Annotated in this window: 15 protein-coding genes; 4 read left to right on the top strand and 11 right to left on the bottom strand. The window is 69.1% G+C overall.

Annotated elements, in window-relative coordinates:
• Positions 1-144: 144 nt before the first annotated feature.
• Together ACT53Q_RS02565 and ACT53Q_RS02560 are read right to left on the bottom strand one after the other, a co-directional pair.
• Positions 145-4,872, bottom strand: coding sequence for a carbohydrate binding domain-containing protein (locus ACT53Q_RS02565; protein ID WP_476185068.1), 4,728 nt, complete (start codon positions 4,870-4,872; stop codon positions 145-147).
• A gap of 222 nt (positions 4,873-5,094) precedes the next feature.
• Positions 5,095-5,868 (bottom strand): MerR family transcriptional regulator, encoded by a 774-nt coding sequence (locus ACT53Q_RS02560; RefSeq protein WP_476185067.1) that lies wholly within the window; start codon positions 5,866-5,868, stop codon positions 5,095-5,097.
• Between the two features lie 391 nt (positions 5,869-6,259).
• On the opposite strand from ACT53Q_RS02560, the gene ACT53Q_RS02555 reads away from it, so the two are divergent.
• From ACT53Q_RS02555 to ACT53Q_RS02545, 3 genes are all read left to right on the top strand, one after another.
• Positions 6,260-8,296 (top strand): amidohydrolase family protein, encoded by a 2,037-nt coding sequence (locus ACT53Q_RS02555; protein ID WP_476185066.1) that lies wholly within the window; start codon positions 6,260-6,262, stop codon positions 8,294-8,296.
• Between the two features lie 75 nt (positions 8,297-8,371).
• A complete protein-coding gene (locus ACT53Q_RS02550; protein WP_476185065.1) occupies positions 8,372-8,854 on the top strand; it encodes a glutathione peroxidase in 483 nt (160 codons plus the stop codon).
• 13 nt (positions 8,855-8,867) lie between these two features.
• On the top strand, positions 8,868-9,272 hold the full coding sequence (locus tag ACT53Q_RS02545; RefSeq protein WP_476185064.1) for a GAF domain-containing protein: 405 nt from the start codon (positions 8,868-8,870) through the stop codon (positions 9,270-9,272).
• A gap of 32 nt (positions 9,273-9,304) precedes the next feature.
• Here the strand turns inward: ACT53Q_RS02545 and ACT53Q_RS02540 are convergent, their stop codons facing one another.
• From ACT53Q_RS02540 to ACT53Q_RS02525, 4 genes are all read right to left on the bottom strand, one after another.
• Positions 9,305-10,108 (bottom strand): alpha/beta hydrolase, encoded by an 804-nt coding sequence (locus tag ACT53Q_RS02540; RefSeq protein WP_476185063.1) that lies wholly within the window; start codon positions 10,106-10,108, stop codon positions 9,305-9,307.
• A 69-nt stretch (positions 10,109-10,177) separates the two neighbouring features.
• Entirely contained in the window at positions 10,178-10,987 is an 810-nt protein-coding gene (locus ACT53Q_RS02535; protein WP_476185062.1) for a ferredoxin--NADP reductase, read from the bottom strand.
• Between the two features lie 119 nt (positions 10,988-11,106).
• Entirely contained in the window at positions 11,107-11,655 is a 549-nt protein-coding gene (locus ACT53Q_RS02530; protein ID WP_476185061.1) for an N-acetyltransferase family protein, read from the bottom strand.
• A gap of 154 nt (positions 11,656-11,809) precedes the next feature.
• Entirely contained in the window at positions 11,810-12,337 is a 528-nt protein-coding gene (locus ACT53Q_RS02525; RefSeq protein ID WP_476185060.1) for an SRPBCC family protein, read from the bottom strand.
• Between the two features lie 144 nt (positions 12,338-12,481).
• Between ACT53Q_RS02525 and ACT53Q_RS02520 the strand changes: the two genes are divergently transcribed.
• Positions 12,482-14,017: a fumarate hydratase gene (locus ACT53Q_RS02520; protein ID WP_476185171.1), complete on the top strand. Its 1,536-nt coding sequence runs from the start codon at positions 12,482-12,484 to the stop codon at positions 14,015-14,017.
• Positions 14,018-14,103: 86 nt separating this feature from the next.
• Here ACT53Q_RS02520 and ACT53Q_RS02515 read toward each other — a convergent pair whose 3' ends face one another.
• The 5 genes from ACT53Q_RS02515 to ACT53Q_RS02495 all read right to left on the bottom strand — a co-directional run bounded on the left by ACT53Q_RS02515 (position 14,104) and on the right by ACT53Q_RS02495 (position 17,214).
• Positions 14,104-14,562: a glycine zipper 2TM domain-containing protein gene (locus ACT53Q_RS02515; protein WP_476185059.1), complete on the bottom strand. Its 459-nt coding sequence runs from the start codon at positions 14,560-14,562 to the stop codon at positions 14,104-14,106.
• Between the two features lie 169 nt (positions 14,563-14,731).
• The gene (locus tag ACT53Q_RS02510; protein WP_476185058.1) at positions 14,732-15,202 is read right to left on the bottom strand and encodes a hypothetical protein; all 471 of its coding nucleotides are present in this window, start codon (positions 15,200-15,202) and stop codon (positions 14,732-14,734) included.
• Between the two features lie 55 nt (positions 15,203-15,257).
• Positions 15,258-15,536 carry a hypothetical protein gene (locus ACT53Q_RS02505; RefSeq protein WP_476185057.1) on the bottom strand — a complete coding sequence of 93 codons (279 nt, stop codon included), beginning with the start codon at positions 15,534-15,536 and terminating at the stop codon, positions 15,258-15,260.
• A 19-nt stretch (positions 15,537-15,555) separates the two neighbouring features.
• Positions 15,556-16,641, bottom strand: coding sequence for a mechanosensitive ion channel family protein (locus ACT53Q_RS02500; protein ID WP_476185056.1), 1,086 nt, complete (start codon positions 16,639-16,641; stop codon positions 15,556-15,558).
• Positions 16,642-16,713: 72 nt separating this feature from the next.
• Complete coding sequence (locus tag ACT53Q_RS02495) at positions 16,714-17,214, bottom strand: DUF456 domain-containing protein (RefSeq protein WP_476185055.1); 501 nt, start codon at positions 17,212-17,214, stop codon at positions 16,714-16,716.
• Positions 17,215-17,379 lie beyond the last annotated feature (165 nt).

Raw genomic sequence — 17,379 nt, 5'->3', positions numbered from 1 at the left:
GATGTGTTTCGTATCAATTTCACCGAGGGTGTCCGTTTCCATCTGCTGCCCTTCCTGAAACGCAGAACGCCGGACGGTTTCCTGTCCGGCGCTCTTCGTTTCAGGCGATGTTCCGCGATTGCGACGGTGTGAGACCTTCCCGCCTCAGAACTTGAAGCTGCCGTCGTTGCGCGTGGTGGTGCCGGTGCAGTTCGCGGGCAGGGTGAACTCGCGGTTGCCCGAGGTCGTGGCCTGGTTGCTTTCCCAGGTCGCCGTGCTGCCGTTCCACTTCACGTACTTGTACTGGATCGCCACGCCGGCCGGCAGGTTCACCGTGCCGGTCCACGGCACGTTCGCGCCGCTGCCCTGGATGGTCAGCGCGAAGCCCGCGCCCGGCGACCATGCGCCGAGCGCCGCGACGTTGCCGACGACGTAGAGGTTCTGGCCGAAGGTCGTGTTCGCGTTGGCGATGGTGAAGCTGACCGCGCAGGTGCTGGGCGCCGTGGTGGTGACGTTGAGCGTGGCGCTGCTGGCCGACACGTTGCCCGCGGCGTCGTAGGCGCGCACGGTGTACGCATACGCCGTGGACGCCGACAGCCCGGTGTCGGTGAAGCTGGTCGACGCGGTGGTGCCGATCTGGTTGCCGTTGCGGAACACGCGGTAGCCGGCCACGCCGACGTTGTCGGTGGACGCGGTCCAGCCGATCGTCGCCGAGGTCGCGGTGACGCCCGAGGCCGCCAGCCCGCCCGGCACCGATGGCGCGGTCGCGTCATCGTTGAGGCAGGGATCGGTGGTGGTGATCGCGCCGTTGGAGATCGCCGACAGGCCGGTGCCGACCGGGTAGTTCGCGCCGTTGCGGCTGTCCCACGTGCCGCTGCCGTTGTTGAACGTGACCTGCGCACCGGTGGCGGCGCCGAGGTTCAGCGTCTTCACCACCCAGCCGGTGCACGCCGCGCTCATGGCCACGCCGGGCACCGCGGTCCAGCTGCCGCCGTTCGGCGCGTAGTGGATGTAGGTCGTGGTCCACGTCGCCGACGGCTTGTAATAGACCGTCGCAGTGTTGTTCACCAGCGGCGGCGTGGTCACCGACAGCGCGGTGCTGGCGGCCGACACGTTGCCCACGGCGTCCTGCGCCTTCACGGTGTAGCTGTAGGCGGTGCCCGGCGTCAGCCCGCTGTCGGCGTAGCTCGCCGCGGCGGTGGTGCCGACCTGCGTGCCGTTGCGGAACACGAGGTACGACGACACGCCGACGTTGTCGGTGGACACCGTCCACGCCAGCGTGAGCGAGGTCGAGGTCAGGTTCTGCGCGTTGAGCCCCGCGGGCACGGTCGGCGCCTGCGTGTCCGCGCGCGCCGGCGTGGTCACGGAGACGGCGGTGCTCGCGGCGGAGAGATTGCCCGCGGCGTCGTAGGCGCGCACGGTGTAGCTGTAGGTCGTCGACGGCAGCACACCGTTGTCGACATGGCCGGTGCCGGTGGTCACGTCCGCGATCTGCGTGCCACCGCGATACACGCGATAGCCGGCGACGCCGACGTTGTCGGTGGCCGCGACCCAGCCCAGCGCGACCGAGTTGGCGTCGATGGCGTTGCCGGTCAGACCTGTCGGCGCGGTCGGGGCCTGCGTGTCGAGCGTGCACGGGTCGGTGCCGGTGCTGACGGCGCCGTTCTGCACCACCGAGATCCCGGTGCCCAGCGCGTAGTTGCGGCCGCCGTTGTTGTCCCAGGTGCCGCTGCCGTTGTTGAAGGTCGCGGCGAGGCCGGTCGCGCTGCCGAGGTTCGCGGTGTAGCGATACCAGCCGGTGCAGGCGACGCTCATCGCCACGCCGGGTACCGTGGTCCAGGTGCCGCCGGTGGGCGAGTAGTGCAGGTTGACTGCGGTCCAGCCCGCGGCCGGCCGGTAGTACACCGTCGCGACGTTGCCCGCGGCGGTGCTCGCCGAGGTCGCGGCCGAGGCGGCCGACAGATTGCCCGCGGCGTCCTTCGCCTTGATCGTGTAGCTGTACGCCGTCGACGGCTGCAGGCCGTTGTCGGTGTAGGTCGTGCCGGTGACGCTGGCGGCGAGCGCGCCGTTGCGGAAGACCTGGTAGCCGGCGACGCCGTAGTTGTCGGTGGCGGCGGTCCAGCTCAGCGCGATCGAACTCGCGGTGGTCGCGCCCGCGACCGGTGCGCCGGGCGTCGACGGCGGCGTGGTGTCGGGCGCCTTCGTCGTGATCGCCAGCGCCGCGCTGCGTGCCGACTGGTTGCCGGCGCCATCGTAGGCCAGCACCTGGTAGCTGTAGCTCGTCGAAGCGGCGAGCCCGCTGTCGTCGAACTGCGTGCCGCTGCCTGTGCCGACCAGCACGCCGTTGCGGAAGATCTGGTAGCCCGCGACGCGCACGTTGTCGGTCGCCGGCGACCAGCTGATCGTCACCGAACGGTCGGTGAGCGCGCTGGACGTCAGGCTGCCCTGGAACACCGGCGGCGTGGTGTCGACGGTGAGGAACGGACGCACGCCGGCGACGGTGCCCGCGGTGTCCTCGACGTAGCCCGAGCCGGTGGTCGTCTTGCGGTAGGTGCCCGCGCCGACGTAGACCTGCTGGATGTCGCTGCGGGTGACGTTGCCACGCGTGTCGGTGGCTTCGATGTAGTAGTCGAGCAACTGGTTCCGGTACTGGTTGAAGTAGGTGTAGTAGAGGTTGCCGATCTCCTGCGCCGGCAGCACCTGCATGGTCTGCTGCGTCACCGGCATCCACGACACGCCGTTCATCACCGGCTTGAGGTCGCGCACCTGCATCGGGTACGAGGTCCACGCGCTCACGCTCGCCGGCGTGATCGACAGCCCGGGCTTGCCGACCATCGCCGCCGGATCGTAGACCTTGTAGGTGTCGTCGTTGCCGTCGATGGTGGTCGAGGCGTGCGTGCGCACCTTCACCTGGATGCTGGCGATGTTCGAGAGGTCGTACGCATAGGTGTAGACCGCGAACTCGTGGTTGTAGTGCTGCACCGTCCAGCCTTCGGCCTTCGACGCGTTCACCGAACCCGGGTTGTACGGATAGCGCTGCGGCCACCACACCGACGGCCCGGTGCGGTCCTTGGCGACGTTCGGCTGCACGTACTGCTTCGAGAAGTACAGCGAGTTGTTGAAGGCGAGCGTCGGCTTGACGTTGTCGTCCTTGTTCTCGTCGTAGTAGCCGAAGCCGGAATCCATCGACGGCAGCAGGAAGTACCACGCCAGCTCGGCCGGATTGGCGCCGCCGGCGTAGTCGCTGGCCGGATTGCCCTTCACCGGGAACGAGATCATCCACGGATTGAGCTGGTTGCCCGGCGGCACGACCTGCTGGTCCAGCGTGGTCGTCGGCGACCAGTACGCCGGATGATCGTCCAGCCAGATCTGCTCGGCGGTCTTCGCGTAGTTGAGCGCGGCCTGCAGCAGCGCGAAGTTGCGCTCCAGGTAGTGCCAGCCGTACTCGAACGACACCGTCGCGCCTTCGGCCACGCCGTTGAGGTTGGTCTTCGGCGAGAGGTTCATGCCGGTGGCGGCGTTGAACGCGGGGAACTGGCCGTTCCAGATCACGAACGGCAGGTGCCAGTGGTACCACGTCGGATCGGACGACGAATCGCGGGTGTCGATCCACGAACCGTCCTGTACGTGCTGCACGTCGGCGGCGGGGATCGGGAAGCGCTGCAGGTATTCGTCGATGCCGAGGCAGTAGCCGCTGCCACCGCAGGTGGTGCCGTAGCCGTTCTGCCACGTCGGCAGCGAACCGGCGCGGCCGCCGGAGTTGTCGCCGTCGTGCGCGACGACGAAGAACTGGCGCGGCTCCAGCGCGGTGTAGGGCACGTATTCGTCGACGGTGACCGCGCCTTCCCAGCCTTCCAGCCACGAGCCGTTCTGGCTGACCGGAATGCCCGCGAGCTTCGTCACTTCACCGGTCGCCGGATCGACGTGGCGCACCCAGTGCGGCGTCGACGCGAACGGATACTTGTTGACCACGACCTGCTGCTCGTGCGCCATGCCGGCCGCGACCCAGCTGCCGGTGGTCGAGGTGTTGCGCAGATCGGCGCGATTCGGCGGCGAGGTCAGGGTGTCGCCGTTGGCGTCGTAGGTCGCGTACGGATAGTCCTTCAGCGTGCGCGAGAAATGGTTGTTGCCGATCACCGACCACTGCACGCCGAGCTTGGCGAGCACCGGGATCAGGCGTTCGGAAAAGCCGAGTTCGGTCGGGAAATAACCGCGCGACGAGCGGAAGTTGCCGCCGAGGAAGTACGGTTGCGCCAGCGTCGCGTTCTGGTAGATCAGGTCCTTGAGGAAATACTCCGATCCGACCAGCGGTCCCATGCTGTGGTGGCCGGTGAAGTGGATGAGGTCCAGCGTGCGGTAGCCGTTGGTCGTCGGCAGGCCGCCGTACGCGGTGCGCCACGATGCGCCCCAGTTGGTGTTCGTGTAACCGGGGACGTTCTGCAGGCGTTCGAGGCTGTCGACGTTGTTGACCACCGCGCCGGACATCGTCACGTGGATCTGGCCGTTCGCGCCCGACCAGTTGCGCACTTCGTTCGCGACCTGTTGCGGCCACCACTGGTACGCGCCGGTCTTCGCGTCGTGCGCGTAGTAGGTCACCAGATCGTCGTGCGGCATGATCGTGCCGCCGAGCGACGCCGGCAGGTAGTAGCTGTAGCCCGGCGGCGGATTGTTCTTCAGCGCGATGACGTCGCCGTCGTAGAGATAGCGGATCGGTGCGCCGGTTGCGGTCGCGTTGTAGGCCTGGCCGACATTGACCGCGTAGAACGGCCAGAAGTTCGGCATGTGGTTGTGGTAGACGTGCGCGGCGGGGATCGCCGCGTTCGCGCCGGGCACGGCGCAGCAGGCCGCGAACATGCCGGCCGCGAGTGCGGCCGGAACGCTGTGCAGTTTCATCGTTTTCTCTCCGTGAACGCCGATACGCTTTCCGCGGGACGCTGTCCATCCGCGCGCGAACACCCTGCGTCTCGCATGTTCCCCGCGACGCCGGCCGGAGAGGATTATTGGTGCGTATCGCTTTGCAGCATGCATCCGTGCAAACGTATACATGCAGGAGAGCGTGACGCCGCGCCCGAACGCGTGATTCCGCAGCGCGGCGGCGCTTTCCTGTTTTCGATGTCAGTCGCGTGCGCGTGCCTGCGCGTTGGCGTTCACCGCGGCCTGCATGTACGCGGCGAGACCGTCGGCGCGATCGTCGTAGTGCGCGCGGAAACGTTCGTCGCCGGTGTAGAACGCCGCGACCTGCACGTGCATCGCATGGCTGCACGGATAGAACCAGCGATCGATGTGCTCGCGATGGAGTTCGGCCAGGGCCATCGCGCGTTCGCCGTCGGCCGCGTCGCCCTGCTGCATCGTCGCCAGCAGCTGGTCGGTGATCGCGTCGCTCTCGGCGCGGATCTTCGCCCAGTCGTCCTTGGTGTAACGCGCGGTGCGCTGGCGCGAGATCTTCCACGCGTCGGTGTCGCCCCAGCGGCGTTCGGCTTCCTGCGCGTATTCGCCGTTGCGGAATTGGTCGTGGCCTTCGAACAGGGTGTCGATGTTCATGGGTGTGCTCGCTTCGAGGGTGAGAAGGGTCGCATCGATCGCGCCGAGCACGGCGTCCGCATGCGCACGCTGGCGTTCCAGCGTCGCGCGCTGCGCGAGGAGGGCCTCGCGCCGACGTGCGACGGGCGCGTCCAGCAGGTCGCGCACGGCGTCCAGCCCGAAGCCCAGTTCGCGCAGCACCAGCACCTGCTGCAGCCGCTGCAGGTCGGCCTCGCCGTAGAGGCGATAGCCGGCGGCGCTGCGGCAGGTCGGCGAGACCAGGCCGATCGCGTCGTAATGGTGCAGTGCACGCACGGTCAGGCCGACGAGGGTGGCGACCTGGCCGACGGTGCGCTCGCGGACGGGCATGGCGGGCTCCTGTGGAATCGACGGCGTCGATGCGAGGCGCATGCTCCGGCCTCACGCCGCGTCAGGGTCAAGCCCCATTGTGCGCCGCCCGGCACACGCCGGCGCGCCGCGAACCGGCTGGAGCGTGTCATGCCCTTTTTCATACGCCGCGAAGCCCGTCCGCGGGCGCGAGCCAAGGCGCGGCCCACCGCCAAGGCGGGTGGCCTTGGCAAGGGCCGCAACGCCGGATCGCGCCCGCGGACGGGCTTCCCGAAGGGTTGCGCCCCCGGGCCACCGCATCGGCGGCCCGGGGGCGCAACGCGGCGCATGAAAAAAAGCGTGACACGCTCTAGACTCGGCCGGACACCCCGCGGGCTGCGACCCGCCGTCTTCCGGCTCCCAGGAGAACGCCATGCTGCGTCACGCCTTCTGCGGTCTGCTGTTCGCATCGGTCCTGCTGTCCCCGGCGCTGCATGCCGCGGAGACCACCCGCTACACCGTGCTCGTCGATGGCGGCAAACAGGCCGGCCACCAGATCGTCCAGCGCAACGACGACGGCAGCGTCCACGTCGACTTCGTGTTCAAGGACAACGGCCGTGGGCCCGAGTTGAAGGAGGACTTCACCCTCGCGCCGGACGGCACGTTCGTCACCTATGCAGCCAAGGGCACGTCGACGTTCGGTGCGCCGGTCGACGAAACGTTCCACGTCGCGGACGGCAAGGCGACGTGGAAGTCGACCTCCGACGCAGGCGAGCAGCCCGCCGACGCCGGCGCCGCGTACTGGCCGATCGGCGGTACGCCGCAGAGCGGTGCGCAGGTGCTCTCCGCGCTGCTGGCGCGCAGCGACAATCGCCTGCCGCTGATCCCCGGCGGCACGCTCAGCGCCCGCGCGGTCGCCGACGTCACCCTCGCCGGCGACCGCAAGGTGCGCCTGATGCGCGTCACCGGCGTCGGCTTCACCCCGCAATTCATCTGGATGACCGCCGACGCGCAGCCGCGCTTCTACGCGCTGATCGTGCCCGGCTATCTGCAACTGGTGGAGGAAGGGCGCGAAGCCGATGCGGGGATGCTCGAGGAACGCCAGAAGCAGGCCGAGACCGATGCGCTGACCGAACTGCGTGACACCCTCGCGCATCCGCTGCGCGGCACCACGCTGATCCGCAACGCGCGCATCTTCGACAGCGAGGCCGCGACGCTCGGCCCCGCCTCCGACCTGCTGATCGCGAACGGCCGGATCGTCTCGATCTCGGGCGCGAACGAGGAAACCGCCGCGGCGGACCAAGTGATCGACGCCGGCGGCCGCGTGCTCACGCCCGGCCTGTTCGACATGCACGGCCACACCAGCGCCTGGCAGGGCGGGCTGCACCTCGCCGCGGGCGTGACCACCGTGCGCGACATGGGCAACGACAACGCGACGCTGCAGCAGCTCATCGCCGACGAGCGTGAGGGCAAGGTGCTGTCGCCGTCGATCGTGCCCGCCGGCTTCATCGAGGGCGAAAGCCCGATGTCCGCGCGCAACGGCTTCGTGGTCTCCGATCTCGACGGCGCGAAGAAGGCCGTCGACTGGTACGCCGGCCACGGCTATCCGCAAATCAAGATCTACAACTCCTTCCCGAAGGCGATCCTGCGCGAGACCGTCGCCTACGCGCACAGCCGCGACCTGCGCGTGAGCGGGCACATCCCCGTGTTCCTGCGCGCGCAGGACGCGCTCGACGCCGGCTACGACGAGATCCAGCACATCAACCAGGTGCTGCTGAACTTCCTGGTGAAGGACGACACCGACACCCGCACGCTGGAACGCTTCTACCTGCCGGCGCGCGGCGTGGCCGACATGGATTTCAACGCGAAGCCGGTGCAGGACTTCATCGCGCGCCTGGCCCGCGACCAGATCGTGATCGACCCGACGTTGACCACGTTCGACTTCATCCGCCAGCGCGCCGGCGAAATGTCGCAGGCCTACGCCGACGTGGCCGAGCACATGCCCCCGGACGTGCGCCGCGGCCTGAAGAGCGCGGAGTTCGACATCCCCGACGACGCAACCGCCGCGCGCTACAACAAGTCGTACGAGAAGATGATCGAGTTCGTCGGCCGCATGTACCGCGCCGGCGTGCCGATCGTGGCCGGCACGGACGCGACGCCGGGCTTCACCCTGCAGCGCGAACTGGCGCTGTACGTGCAGGCCGGCATGACGCCGGCGCAGGCGCTGCAGGTCGCCACGCGCAACGGCGCGAAGTATTCGCGCACGCTCAACGACCGCGGCACGATCGCGGTCGGCAAGCGCGCCGACCTCGTGCTGTTCGACGGCGACCCGACCGCCGACATCGCCGACGTGCGCAAGGTCGCGCTCGTCATCAAGAACGGCGAGGCCTACTATCCGGCGGAGATCGACCAGGCGCTGGGCATCGCGCCGTTCGCCGAGCCGGTGAAGCCGCAGCCTGCCGCCCCCTGAGCCTTAGCGACGCGCCCGCAGCCGATCCCTTCGCCTGTCCTTCGTTTCCCTTTTTACTTTTCCACGGAGCCGCACATGCAGACCGCCTACGACTTTTCCGCCGTCGACATCGATGGCCACGACCAGGCGCTCGCCGACTATCGCGGCAAGGTGCTGCTGGTGGTCAACGTGGCCTCGAAGTGCGGTTTCACGCCGCAGTACGCCGGCCTGCAGAAGCTGTGGGAGACCTACCGCGACCGCGGCCTGGTGATCCTCGGTTTCCCGTGCGACCAGTTCGGCCACCAGGAGCCGGGCGACGAGGCCGAGATCCGCAACTTCTGCTCGCTGACCTACGACGTCGATTTCCCGATGTTCGCCAAGGTCGACGTCAACGGCGGCAAGGCGCATCCGCTGTGGGCCTGGCTCAAGGACCAGAAGAGCGGGCTGCTCGGTATCGGCGCGATCAAGTGGAACTTCAGCAAGTTCCTGATCGGCCGCGACGGGCGCGTCATCGCGCGCTATGCGCCGACCGACAAGCCCGAGTCGCTGGCGAAGGACATCGAGGCCGCGCTGGGGTGATGCCGCACGTGCCATGAGCCAAGGGGCGAGCCACGGGGAGGCGGGTTTCGAACTGGCACTCGCCACCGAGAGCAGCGCGCTGGTGGCGACGGTCACCGGTCGCATCGACGCGGTCGAGGCGCTGATCGCGATCTTCCTGCGCATCGCCGAGGCGGTGCGCACGACCGGCGTGCGCCGGGTGCTGGTGCTCGACCACACCTTCGGCGTGGTGCCGCCCGAGGCGCAGCTGCGGCGGTTGTTCGCCTCGCTCGAAGGGCAGGCGATGGAGGCGGTGCGGCTGGCCTACGTCGATGCCCGCGGCACCGCGATCAGCCGCATGGAACTGGGCGAGATCCTCGGCCGCGAGCACGGCTACGACTGCCGGGTCTTCGACAACGAGGCGCGCGCGCGGATCTGGCTGCATTACGGCGAATCCTGACGCGGGCGAACGGTCGCGGCCGCAGGCCGGCGTCAGCGCGGGGGCGTCGCTTCGCGGCGCGCGTCGATGCGGCGCAGCAGCGTCTCCATCGCGGGCGTCCATACCCGCCAGGCATGGCCGCCTTCGGGCGTGAGCACGTGGTCGGGCGGCAGCGTCGGCGCGAACAGTGCGATGGTGTCGCGCAGGCGGTCGCGCGTGCCACAGGCGAGCCAGACCCGCTGTCCCGCCGCGGGATCGCGGGCGATCGATTGCAGGTGCCGCCACAGGTCGCGCTGCCAGTCGTCGAGGTCGCCCGGTTCGCCGTCGGGCGGCGTCCAACGCAGCAGGCCGCCCGCCGCGGCCACGCTCTTCGGGACGGCACCATCGCCCAGATAAGGCGCGAGCAGCAGCAGGCCGGTGGCTTGGCCCGGATACCGACGGTCGTAGAGCAGCGTGCCCAGCCCGCCCAGCGACGCGCCGCCGAGCCAGAGTTCGCGGTAGCCGCGCGCCCGCGCCGGCTGCATCACCTGCGCGTCGAGCCTTTCGGGCACGTCGCCGCGGCGGTAGTCGGGCAGGCGCAGTTCGGCGAACAGCACGTCGGCATCCGGCCAGACCCGCTGGATCGCCTCGGCGACGCCGCTGCGGCCGAGCGCGGCCAGATCGTCGGCGCGGCCGGGCAGCACGACCACCAGCCGGCGCTGCGCCTGCGGCGGCGCGGCCGGTGCCGGGATCAGGCGGGTCGGGATCATGCTGCTCGGGACCCGGCCGTCGGCAGCGGGCATCGACGCGCACCCGCCCAGCCACGCGGCCAGCAGCAGGAGGACGGGCAGGGTGAAGACAGGCAGGGCAGGGCGCATCGCGGTGTCCGGAGTCGGATGACTCCGGCGATACGGGCGGCGCGGTGCCGCGGATGCGCGGACGCCCGTCTACTTCTCGACGAAGGCGCGCTCGAACACGTATTCGCCGGCGGTGCCGATGCGCGGCGAGGCGGTGAAGCCGCGGCGATCGAGCATGGCGCGGAAATCGGCCAGCATCTGCGGGCTGCCGCAGATCATCGCGCGGTCGTGGGCCGGGTCCAGCGGCGGCAGGCCGAGGTCCGAGGCGACGCGGCCGGCGTCGAGCAGGTCGGTAATGCGCCCGCGCTGCAGGCGGCCGTGCCAGTAGAAGTCCTCGCGGCTCACCGCGGGGTAGTACAGCAGCTTGTTGCGGATTTCCTCGCCCAGGTATTCGTGGCACTGCAGCCCGCGGCTGATGTAGTCGCGATAGGCGAGGTCGGGTTCACCGCGCACGCCGTGGCAGATGATCACCTTCTCGAAGCGTTCGTACGTGGCTGGGTCCTTGATCACCGCCAGCCACGGCGCCAGGCCGGTGCCGGTGGACAGCAGGTACAGGTTGCGGCCCGGGTGCACGTCGGAGATCAGCAGCGTGCCGGTGGGCTTGCGGCCGATGAGGATCGTGTCGCCCGGCTTGATGTGCTGCAGCCGCGAGGTCAGCGGCCCGTTCTGCACCTTGATGCTGAAGAACTCCAGTTCCTCTTCCCAGTTCGCGCTGGCGATGGAATAGGCGCGCATCAACGGCTTGGTCGTGCCGTCTTCCTGCGGCACCTCCAGTCCGATCATCACGAACTGCCCGTTGTCGAAACGGAAACCGTCGTCGCGCGTGGTGGTGAAGCTGAAGTAGGCGTCGGTCCAGTGACGGACGTCCAACACGGTTTCCGTGCCGTAGGGGGAGGCCATGCGTTAGGGGTCTGAGGAGTCGCTGGCGCCGATTATAGACAAGCGCGTGGACGCGGGAATTTGATTCGGCTCAGAAACCCCCGCCCGGGCGGGCGGGGGCAGGCACGCAGGCGCTGCGGTCACAGCGTGAGCGTGTGCACGACCTGGGTGCGGTCGTCCGGGTCGGGCGTGCTCTTGAAGCCCAGGTGATGCGCGAGATGCGCCATTTCCAGGTTCTCGGCGAAATCCAGCGAGACCATGCGACGGATGCCGCGCTCGCGGGCGGCCTCGATCAGCCGCTGCATCAGCGCCGTGCCCAGGCCGTGGCCCTGCCAGTCGTCGAGCACGGTCACCGCGATCTCGCACTCCAGCGGGTCGTTGCCCACGGCATAGCGGGACACGCCGACGATGCGGGTGTCGTCGCCGTCGCCGGACAGCGCGACGAAGGCTTCGTCGTTGACGTGGTCGACGTCCACCAGCTTGTTGACCAGCGCCTCGTCCGGCTCGGTGAACTGTTCCTGGAAGCGGTAGCGGCGGGCACGCGGCGACAGCGCGGTGATGAAGGCGCGCTCGGCGTCGGCATCGCTCGGGTTCATCGGGCGGACCAGCACCTGACGGCCGTCCGACAGGGTTTCCAGCAGGTAGGGCAGGAAGCTGTCGGGGGCGGGGATGGGCGAGACATCGTTCATGGCGAGGCTCCGGGTGGGATGCCTGCATGTTGCGCCGCAGCAAGGTCGGGTTTTCTGATCCGGATCAGTTTGCCCGCATCCGTTTGCCCGGGCACCGTCGCCGGCCTGCGACGAACGGTGCGGGACATGCCGGGGGGGCGCCCCGATGACGGGCTCAGCGCTCGGCAGCGGCCTTCAGGTTGGCCAGGCCGGCCTCGAAGTCCTTGCCGACCATCCGGTCCATGCCGACCACGGTGTCCATCAGCTTGGAGACGTACGGGCTGGGGCCGCGCATGGTCCAGGTCACGTCCGTGCCGCCGTCCTTCGGGACCAGCATGAACTCGACCGTGTTGTTCGCCGGGAACGGTTCGACGAAGTCGAGCTTGATCAGCAGCTTGCCGGGCGCGGTCGCCTCGGTGATCTCCATCCGGCCCTCGCCGGCCTTGTTGTTGCCGCGCCAGGCGTAGACCGCGCCGACGCCGCGCTCGGCGCCGCTGAAGGTGCGGGTCATGGCCGGGTCCAGCTTCTCCCAGGGCGACCATTCGCCCCAGCGGTGGAAGTCCTCGATCAGGGCGAAGACCTTCTCCGGCGGGGCAGAGATCGTCGCCCGGCGCTGGACCTGGAAGGTGTCGGGCCGGGTCGCGGCGTACAGCAGCACGCCGGCGATCGCGACGATCAGGACGATGAGGATCTTCTTCAGCATGGCGTTCCTTCGGGAATGGGTTCCCGGGGCATTCTCCGCCGATGGTCGGGGGGCGCAAGTGCGGCCCGGGCCGGTGCCGCAGGCTAAAATCGCGGCCCCACACGTCCCGAAGACCCGTCCGTGTCCGCAGCCCACGCCTCCGCCATGCCCGCCGAACGTCGCCCGGTGTCGATCCGGCAGGACGACCTGATCCAGTCGATCGCCGACGCCCTGCAGTACATCAGCTACTACCACCCGGTCGACTACATCCGCGGCCTGGCCGCCGCCTACGAGCGCGAGCAGTCGCCGGCCGCGAAGGACGCGATGGCGCAGATCCTGATCAACTCGCGGATGTGCGCCGAGGGCCACCGCCCGATCTGCCAGGACACCGGCATCGTCACCGTGTTCCTCGACATCGGCATGGACGTGCGCTGGGACGACGCCACGATGGGCGTCGAGGACATGGTCCACGAGGGCGTGCGCCGCGCCTACAACGACCCGGACAACAAGCTGCGCGCGTCGGTGCTGGCCGATCCCGCCGGCAAGCGCACCAACACGAAGGACAACACGCCCGGCGTGGTCAACGTGAAGATCGTGCCCGGCAACACCGTGCACGTGACCGTCGCCGCGAAGGGCGGCGGCTCGGAAGCGAAGTCGAAGTTCGCGATGCTCAACCCGTCCGACTCGATCGTCGACTGGGTGCTGAAGACGGTGCCGACGATGGGCGCCGGCTGGTGCCCGCCGGGCATGCTCGGCATCGGCATCGGCGGCACCGCCGAGAAGGCGATGCTGCTGGCGAAGGAAGCGCTGATGGAGCCGATCGACATCCAGGACCTCATCGCCCGCGGCCCGTCGAACCGCGCCGAGGAACTGCGCATCGAACTGCACGAGAAGGTCAACGCGCTGGGCATCGGCGCGCAGGGTCTGGGCGGCTTGACCACCGTGCTCGACGTGAAGGTCAAGGATTACCCGACCCACGCCGCGAACCTGCCCGTCGCGATGATCCCGAACTGCGCCGCCACCCGCCACGCGCACTTCACGCTGGACGGCAGCGGCCCGGCGACGCTGGAACCGCCGTCGCTGGAAGACTGGCCGACGCTGACCTACGACGCTTCGAAGGGCCGCCGCGTCGACCTCGATACGGTCACGCAGGACGATGTCGCCTCGTGGCAGCCGGGCGAAGTGCTGTTGCTCAACGGCAGGCTGTTGACCGGTCGCGACGCCGCGCACAAGCGCATGGTCGACATGTTGAACAAGGGCGAGCCGCTGCCGGTCGACCTGCGCGGCAAGTTCATCTACTACGTCGGTCCGGTCGATCCGGTGCGCGACGAGGTCGTCGGTCCCGCCGGCCCCACCACCGCCACGCGCATGGACAAGTTCACCGAACAGGTCCTCGCCCAGACCGGCCTGCTCGGCATGGTCGGCAAGGCCGAACGCGGCCCGGTGGCGATCGAAGCCATCAAGAAACACAAGTCCGTCTATCTCATGGCCGTCGGCGGCGCCGCGTATCTCGTGTCGAAGGCGATCAAGGCCGCGAAGGTCGTCGGTTTCGCCGACCTCGGCATGGAGGCGATCTACGAGTTCGAGGTGAAGGACATGCCGGTCACGGTCGCCGTCGATGCGCAGGGCACCTCGGTGCACCAGACCGGTCCGCGCGAATGGCAGGCGAAGATCGGCAAGATCCCGGTGGTCGTCGCCTGAGTCATCGCCGCATCGTCCAGCGCACATGCGAAGGGAGCCGCGATCGTCGCGGTTCCCTTCGTCGTGATGGCGTCTGTACGGCGGTGTCAGATCAGGCGGGCGCGGCCGTCGCGGACCTGCACGCGCGAACCCACGGCGATGCCGTTGAGGTCGTCCTGCGACACCACGACCTCGCGGCCGTCGCGCATGCGGACGGTGATGTCGTAACCCTTGCCGTACTTGTTCTGCACCGAGTTGCCGATGGCCGCACCCGCGACGGCACCGGCGGCGGTGGCGGTGTTCTGGCGGCCCTTGCTGTCGGTGTTGTCCTGCGCGATCTCGCGCGCGGCGAGACCGCCGATCACCGCGCCGACGACGGCGCCGGTGGCGTTGGGCGTGCGGCTGCCCTTGCCTTCGTCGATGCGGACCACGGTGCCGCAGTCATAACAGGCATCGCCGTAGGTCGAAGAGCCGCCCGAGGCGTAGCGGGGCGGCGGCGAACTGGCGCAGGCCGACAGGGTCAGGGCCGACGCGAGGGCGAGCGAAGCGATCAGGGACGTGTTCATGCAGTTCTCCTGCGATCGGATGGGGGCATCGCGAAGCCTGTCTCGCGATGCGCCGACCGTAGGCGCGGCAGCGTGAATCGGATGGAAACCGCCGCGCGCGTTCATCCGCATCGTGCGTGATGCGCGGCGATGCGGCGATACGCGCGCCGCGGCAAGGCGGAACGCCTGATCAGATCCCGCGGAAATAGATGTCGACGTAATCCGTCGCGCTGTCGCAGGGATTGTCCATTTCCTGCATCCGCCAGTACTTGCGGCCTTGTCTGGTCGCGAAATGGAAGGTGCCGTGGCGTCGGCATTCCGCGCCGCCGGCGATGTGCGAGACGCGGGTGAGGACATCGCCTTCGACGGTGAATCCGTTGGCCGTGGCCGCGACGATCTGGCCGTCGATGCGGACGTAGTCGCCGGCGCTGTCGTCGTGGCCGGTCTGCTCGCCGGTGATCGAGAGCGTGCCGTCGCGATCGGTGACGATCACGCGTCCCGCGCCGGACAGATCGCCCCAGCCGATCCACTGCAAGGTCAGACGGTGGTTCCCGACCAGACGCGCGCGCGCCGCGGCATCGATTCCCGATGCCGGGGCCGCCGATGCGATGGCGACGCAGGCGCAGAACAGGGCCGGCCACAGACGGATGATCGGACGCATCGCGGACTCCGGACAACGCGGGGAGCCGCCATGATCCGCCACGGCGACAGGCGGATCAATGTCGCGGCTGCGACGCTTCGCCGGAGCGCGATGGCGCGGGCGCGGGCCTGCCGCGCGCAGCGGCCCGCCACAGCAGCAGGCCCAGTGCCGACAGCGCGCCCCAGGTCGCGAGGTAGCACCAGGTCGCCGGTCCCGAATGGCCCATCGACTCCAGGCCCGTGGCGGCTTCGATCCGCGACCACAGCGGCGACAGCACCGCCGCGGCGACGAAGGCGAACGGCGCGACCGCCATGAGGATCATCACGGCGACGATGAGCGAACGGATCAGGCGCATGCGGACCTCCTTCCGGCGATCACGGCTTCCGGCCGTCGGGCTGCAGCAGGTTCTGGCCGGTGGCGTCGGCGCGGGCCTCCGCCACCTGCGCATCGATCTCGCGGTTCACCGAGGTGTCGGTGCCACCGTTGTGGTCGGGTTCCGGCGTGGCCGTCGCGTGCTCCTCGCGCAGCCGGGCGATGTAGTGCACCGTCCGCGGCGCCTGGATGCCCGCGTGCGCGAACGCCGCCTTGGTATGGCGCATGGCTTCGCTGCGGGTCTTCGCCAGGTCGCTCTCGCGCTGGTCGATCCAGCCGTGGAAGCGCAGCACGATGCCGTTGGTGCCGTTCTCGACCACCTGCCACGACGGCGCGGGATCGTCGAGCACGCCCTCGATGCCGGCGATGGCTTCCATCGCCAGCGTCTGCGACTGCCGGATCGACTGGTTGCCGTCGATGGTCATCGTGAACTCGAAGCGGCGCTTCGGGTTGCGGCTGTAGTTGAGGATGACCGACTTGAACACGAGGTTGTTCGGGATCTGCAGGTGCGTGCCGTCGAAGGTCATCAGCACCGTGGCGCGCGAGTTCACCGAGATCACCTTGCCCTCGCGGCCGTCGATGTTGACGGTGTCGCCCGGCTCGAACGGCCGGCGCACGCTGAGCAGGATGCCGGCGATGTAGTTCTCGGCGATGTCGCGGAAGGCGAAGCCGAGCACGAGGCCGACCACGCCGGCCGAGCCCAGCACCGCGCCCACCACCGAGGTCAACCCGACCAGGTCCAGCGCGATCAGCACGGCGACGAGCATGATCGCGGTGCGCACGATGGTGCGCACGAGGCCGTCCATGTACGGATTGCTCGAACGCAGGTGCAGCACGTGCATGCGCTTGCTCACGAAGCGCGAGAACCACAGCGCGAACAGCACCACCAGCACGGCGAGGACCAGTTGCGGGATGCGTTCGAGCAGGCGCAGCAGCGAATGGTTGGCGTAGTCGAGCATCGCCCGCGCGCAATCGTGCAGGCCGTCGAAAGTGCACTCCGGTGGTGGCGTGCCCTTGTCCGCGGGCGCCGCCTTGGCGGGCGCGAGCAGGGCGGCGAGGGCGGCGGCGGTCGGATCGGAGCTTTGCATCGTGCGGCGGCGTCGGCTGGAGTTGCGTCGTAAAGGCTTGCGTCGGAAGGGCCGGCTTCGGAAGGGCTGGCTTCAGAAGAACCAGGCGATCAGGAACAGCCCGATCATGGCGAAGGCGAGCGCGAGTTTCAGCACCACGCCGAACAGGATGCCCAGCCAGGTGCCGAGACCGACCTTGGTCGCGTGGCCGAGGTCCGCCTTCGCGAGCTTGCGGCGATGGATCAGTTCGCCGATCACCGCGCCGATGAAGGGCGCGACGAACACGCCGACCAGGCTGAAGAACAGGCCGACCACCGTGCCGATGGCCGCGCCCACCAGCGCCAGCCGGCTTGCGCCGACGCGCTTCGCGCCCATCGCGGTGGCGGCGAGGTCGACCGCTAGCGACAGTGCGGTCAGCACGCCGAGCGCGACCAGCGTCCAGACGCCGATGCGCTCGAAACCGTCGGCCCAGGCGGCCAGCAGCATGCCGGCGTAGACCAGCGGCAGGCCGGGCAGGGCAGGGAGCACCACGCCGATCAGGCCCAGCAGGATCAGGGCGGCGGCGAGCACGTAGAAGAGTATCTGCGGATCCATCGGACGTCCGGTCCGCGGGGACGGAGGGCCGCGGCGGCCGCATCATGGCACGCCGGCGGCAGCGGGGGATGACCCGGAAGTGACCCCGGCGGATGTCCCGATCGCCGTGTGGCGTGCCTGGAAAGGAAACGGCCCGCCGAAGCGGGCCGTTTCCGTGCAACAGGC

It is taken from the genome of Lysobacter sp. DMC97 (genome assembly GCF_056313745.1).
Note: the sequence above shows the minus strand (reverse complement) of the source record. Positions and strands in the feature narration are given on the sequence as shown.

Excerpts from the sequence above, each read along its gene's own strand:
- ACT53Q_RS02530 (WP_476185061.1), bottom strand. The coding sequence starts at position 11,655 with ATGAACGATGTCTCGCCCATCCCCGCCCCCGACAGCTTCCTGCCCTAC.
- ACT53Q_RS02555 (WP_476185066.1), top strand. The coding sequence starts at position 6,260 with ATGCTGCGTCACGCCTTCTGCGGTCTGCTGTTCGCATCGGTCCTGCTG.
- ACT53Q_RS02500 (WP_476185056.1), bottom strand. The coding sequence starts at position 16,641 with ATGCAAAGCTCCGATCCGACCGCCGCCGCCCTCGCCGCCCTGCTCGCG.
- ACT53Q_RS02510 (WP_476185058.1), bottom strand. The coding sequence starts at position 15,202 with ATGCGTCCGATCATCCGTCTGTGGCCGGCCCTGTTCTGCGCCTGCGTC.
- ACT53Q_RS02520 (WP_476185171.1), top strand. The coding sequence starts at position 12,482 with ATGCCCGCCGAACGTCGCCCGGTGTCGATCCGGCAGGACGACCTGATC.
- ACT53Q_RS02505 (WP_476185057.1), bottom strand. The coding sequence starts at position 15,536 with ATGCGCCTGATCCGTTCGCTCATCGTCGCCGTGATGATCCTCATGGCG.
- ACT53Q_RS02550 (WP_476185065.1), top strand. The coding sequence starts at position 8,372 with ATGCAGACCGCCTACGACTTTTCCGCCGTCGACATCGATGGCCACGAC.
- ACT53Q_RS02540 (WP_476185063.1), bottom strand. The coding sequence starts at position 10,108 with ATGCGCCCTGCCCTGCCTGTCTTCACCCTGCCCGTCCTCCTGCTGCTG.
- ACT53Q_RS02560 (WP_476185067.1), bottom strand. The coding sequence starts at position 5,868 with ATGCCCGTCCGCGAGCGCACCGTCGGCCAGGTCGCCACCCTCGTCGGC.
- ACT53Q_RS02515 (WP_476185059.1), bottom strand. The coding sequence starts at position 14,562 with ATGAACACGTCCCTGATCGCTTCGCTCGCCCTCGCGTCGGCCCTGACC.
- ACT53Q_RS02495 (WP_476185055.1), bottom strand. The coding sequence starts at position 17,214 with ATGGATCCGCAGATACTCTTCTACGTGCTCGCCGCCGCCCTGATCCTG.
- ACT53Q_RS02525 (WP_476185060.1), bottom strand. The coding sequence starts at position 12,337 with ATGCTGAAGAAGATCCTCATCGTCCTGATCGTCGCGATCGCCGGCGTG.
- ACT53Q_RS02535 (WP_476185062.1), bottom strand. The coding sequence starts at position 10,987 with ATGGCCTCCCCCTACGGCACGGAAACCGTGTTGGACGTCCGTCACTGG.
- ACT53Q_RS02565 (WP_476185068.1), bottom strand. The coding sequence starts at position 4,872 with ATGAAACTGCACAGCGTTCCGGCCGCACTCGCGGCCGGCATGTTCGCG.
- ACT53Q_RS02545 (WP_476185064.1), top strand. The coding sequence starts at position 8,868 with ATGAGCCAAGGGGCGAGCCACGGGGAGGCGGGTTTCGAACTGGCACTC.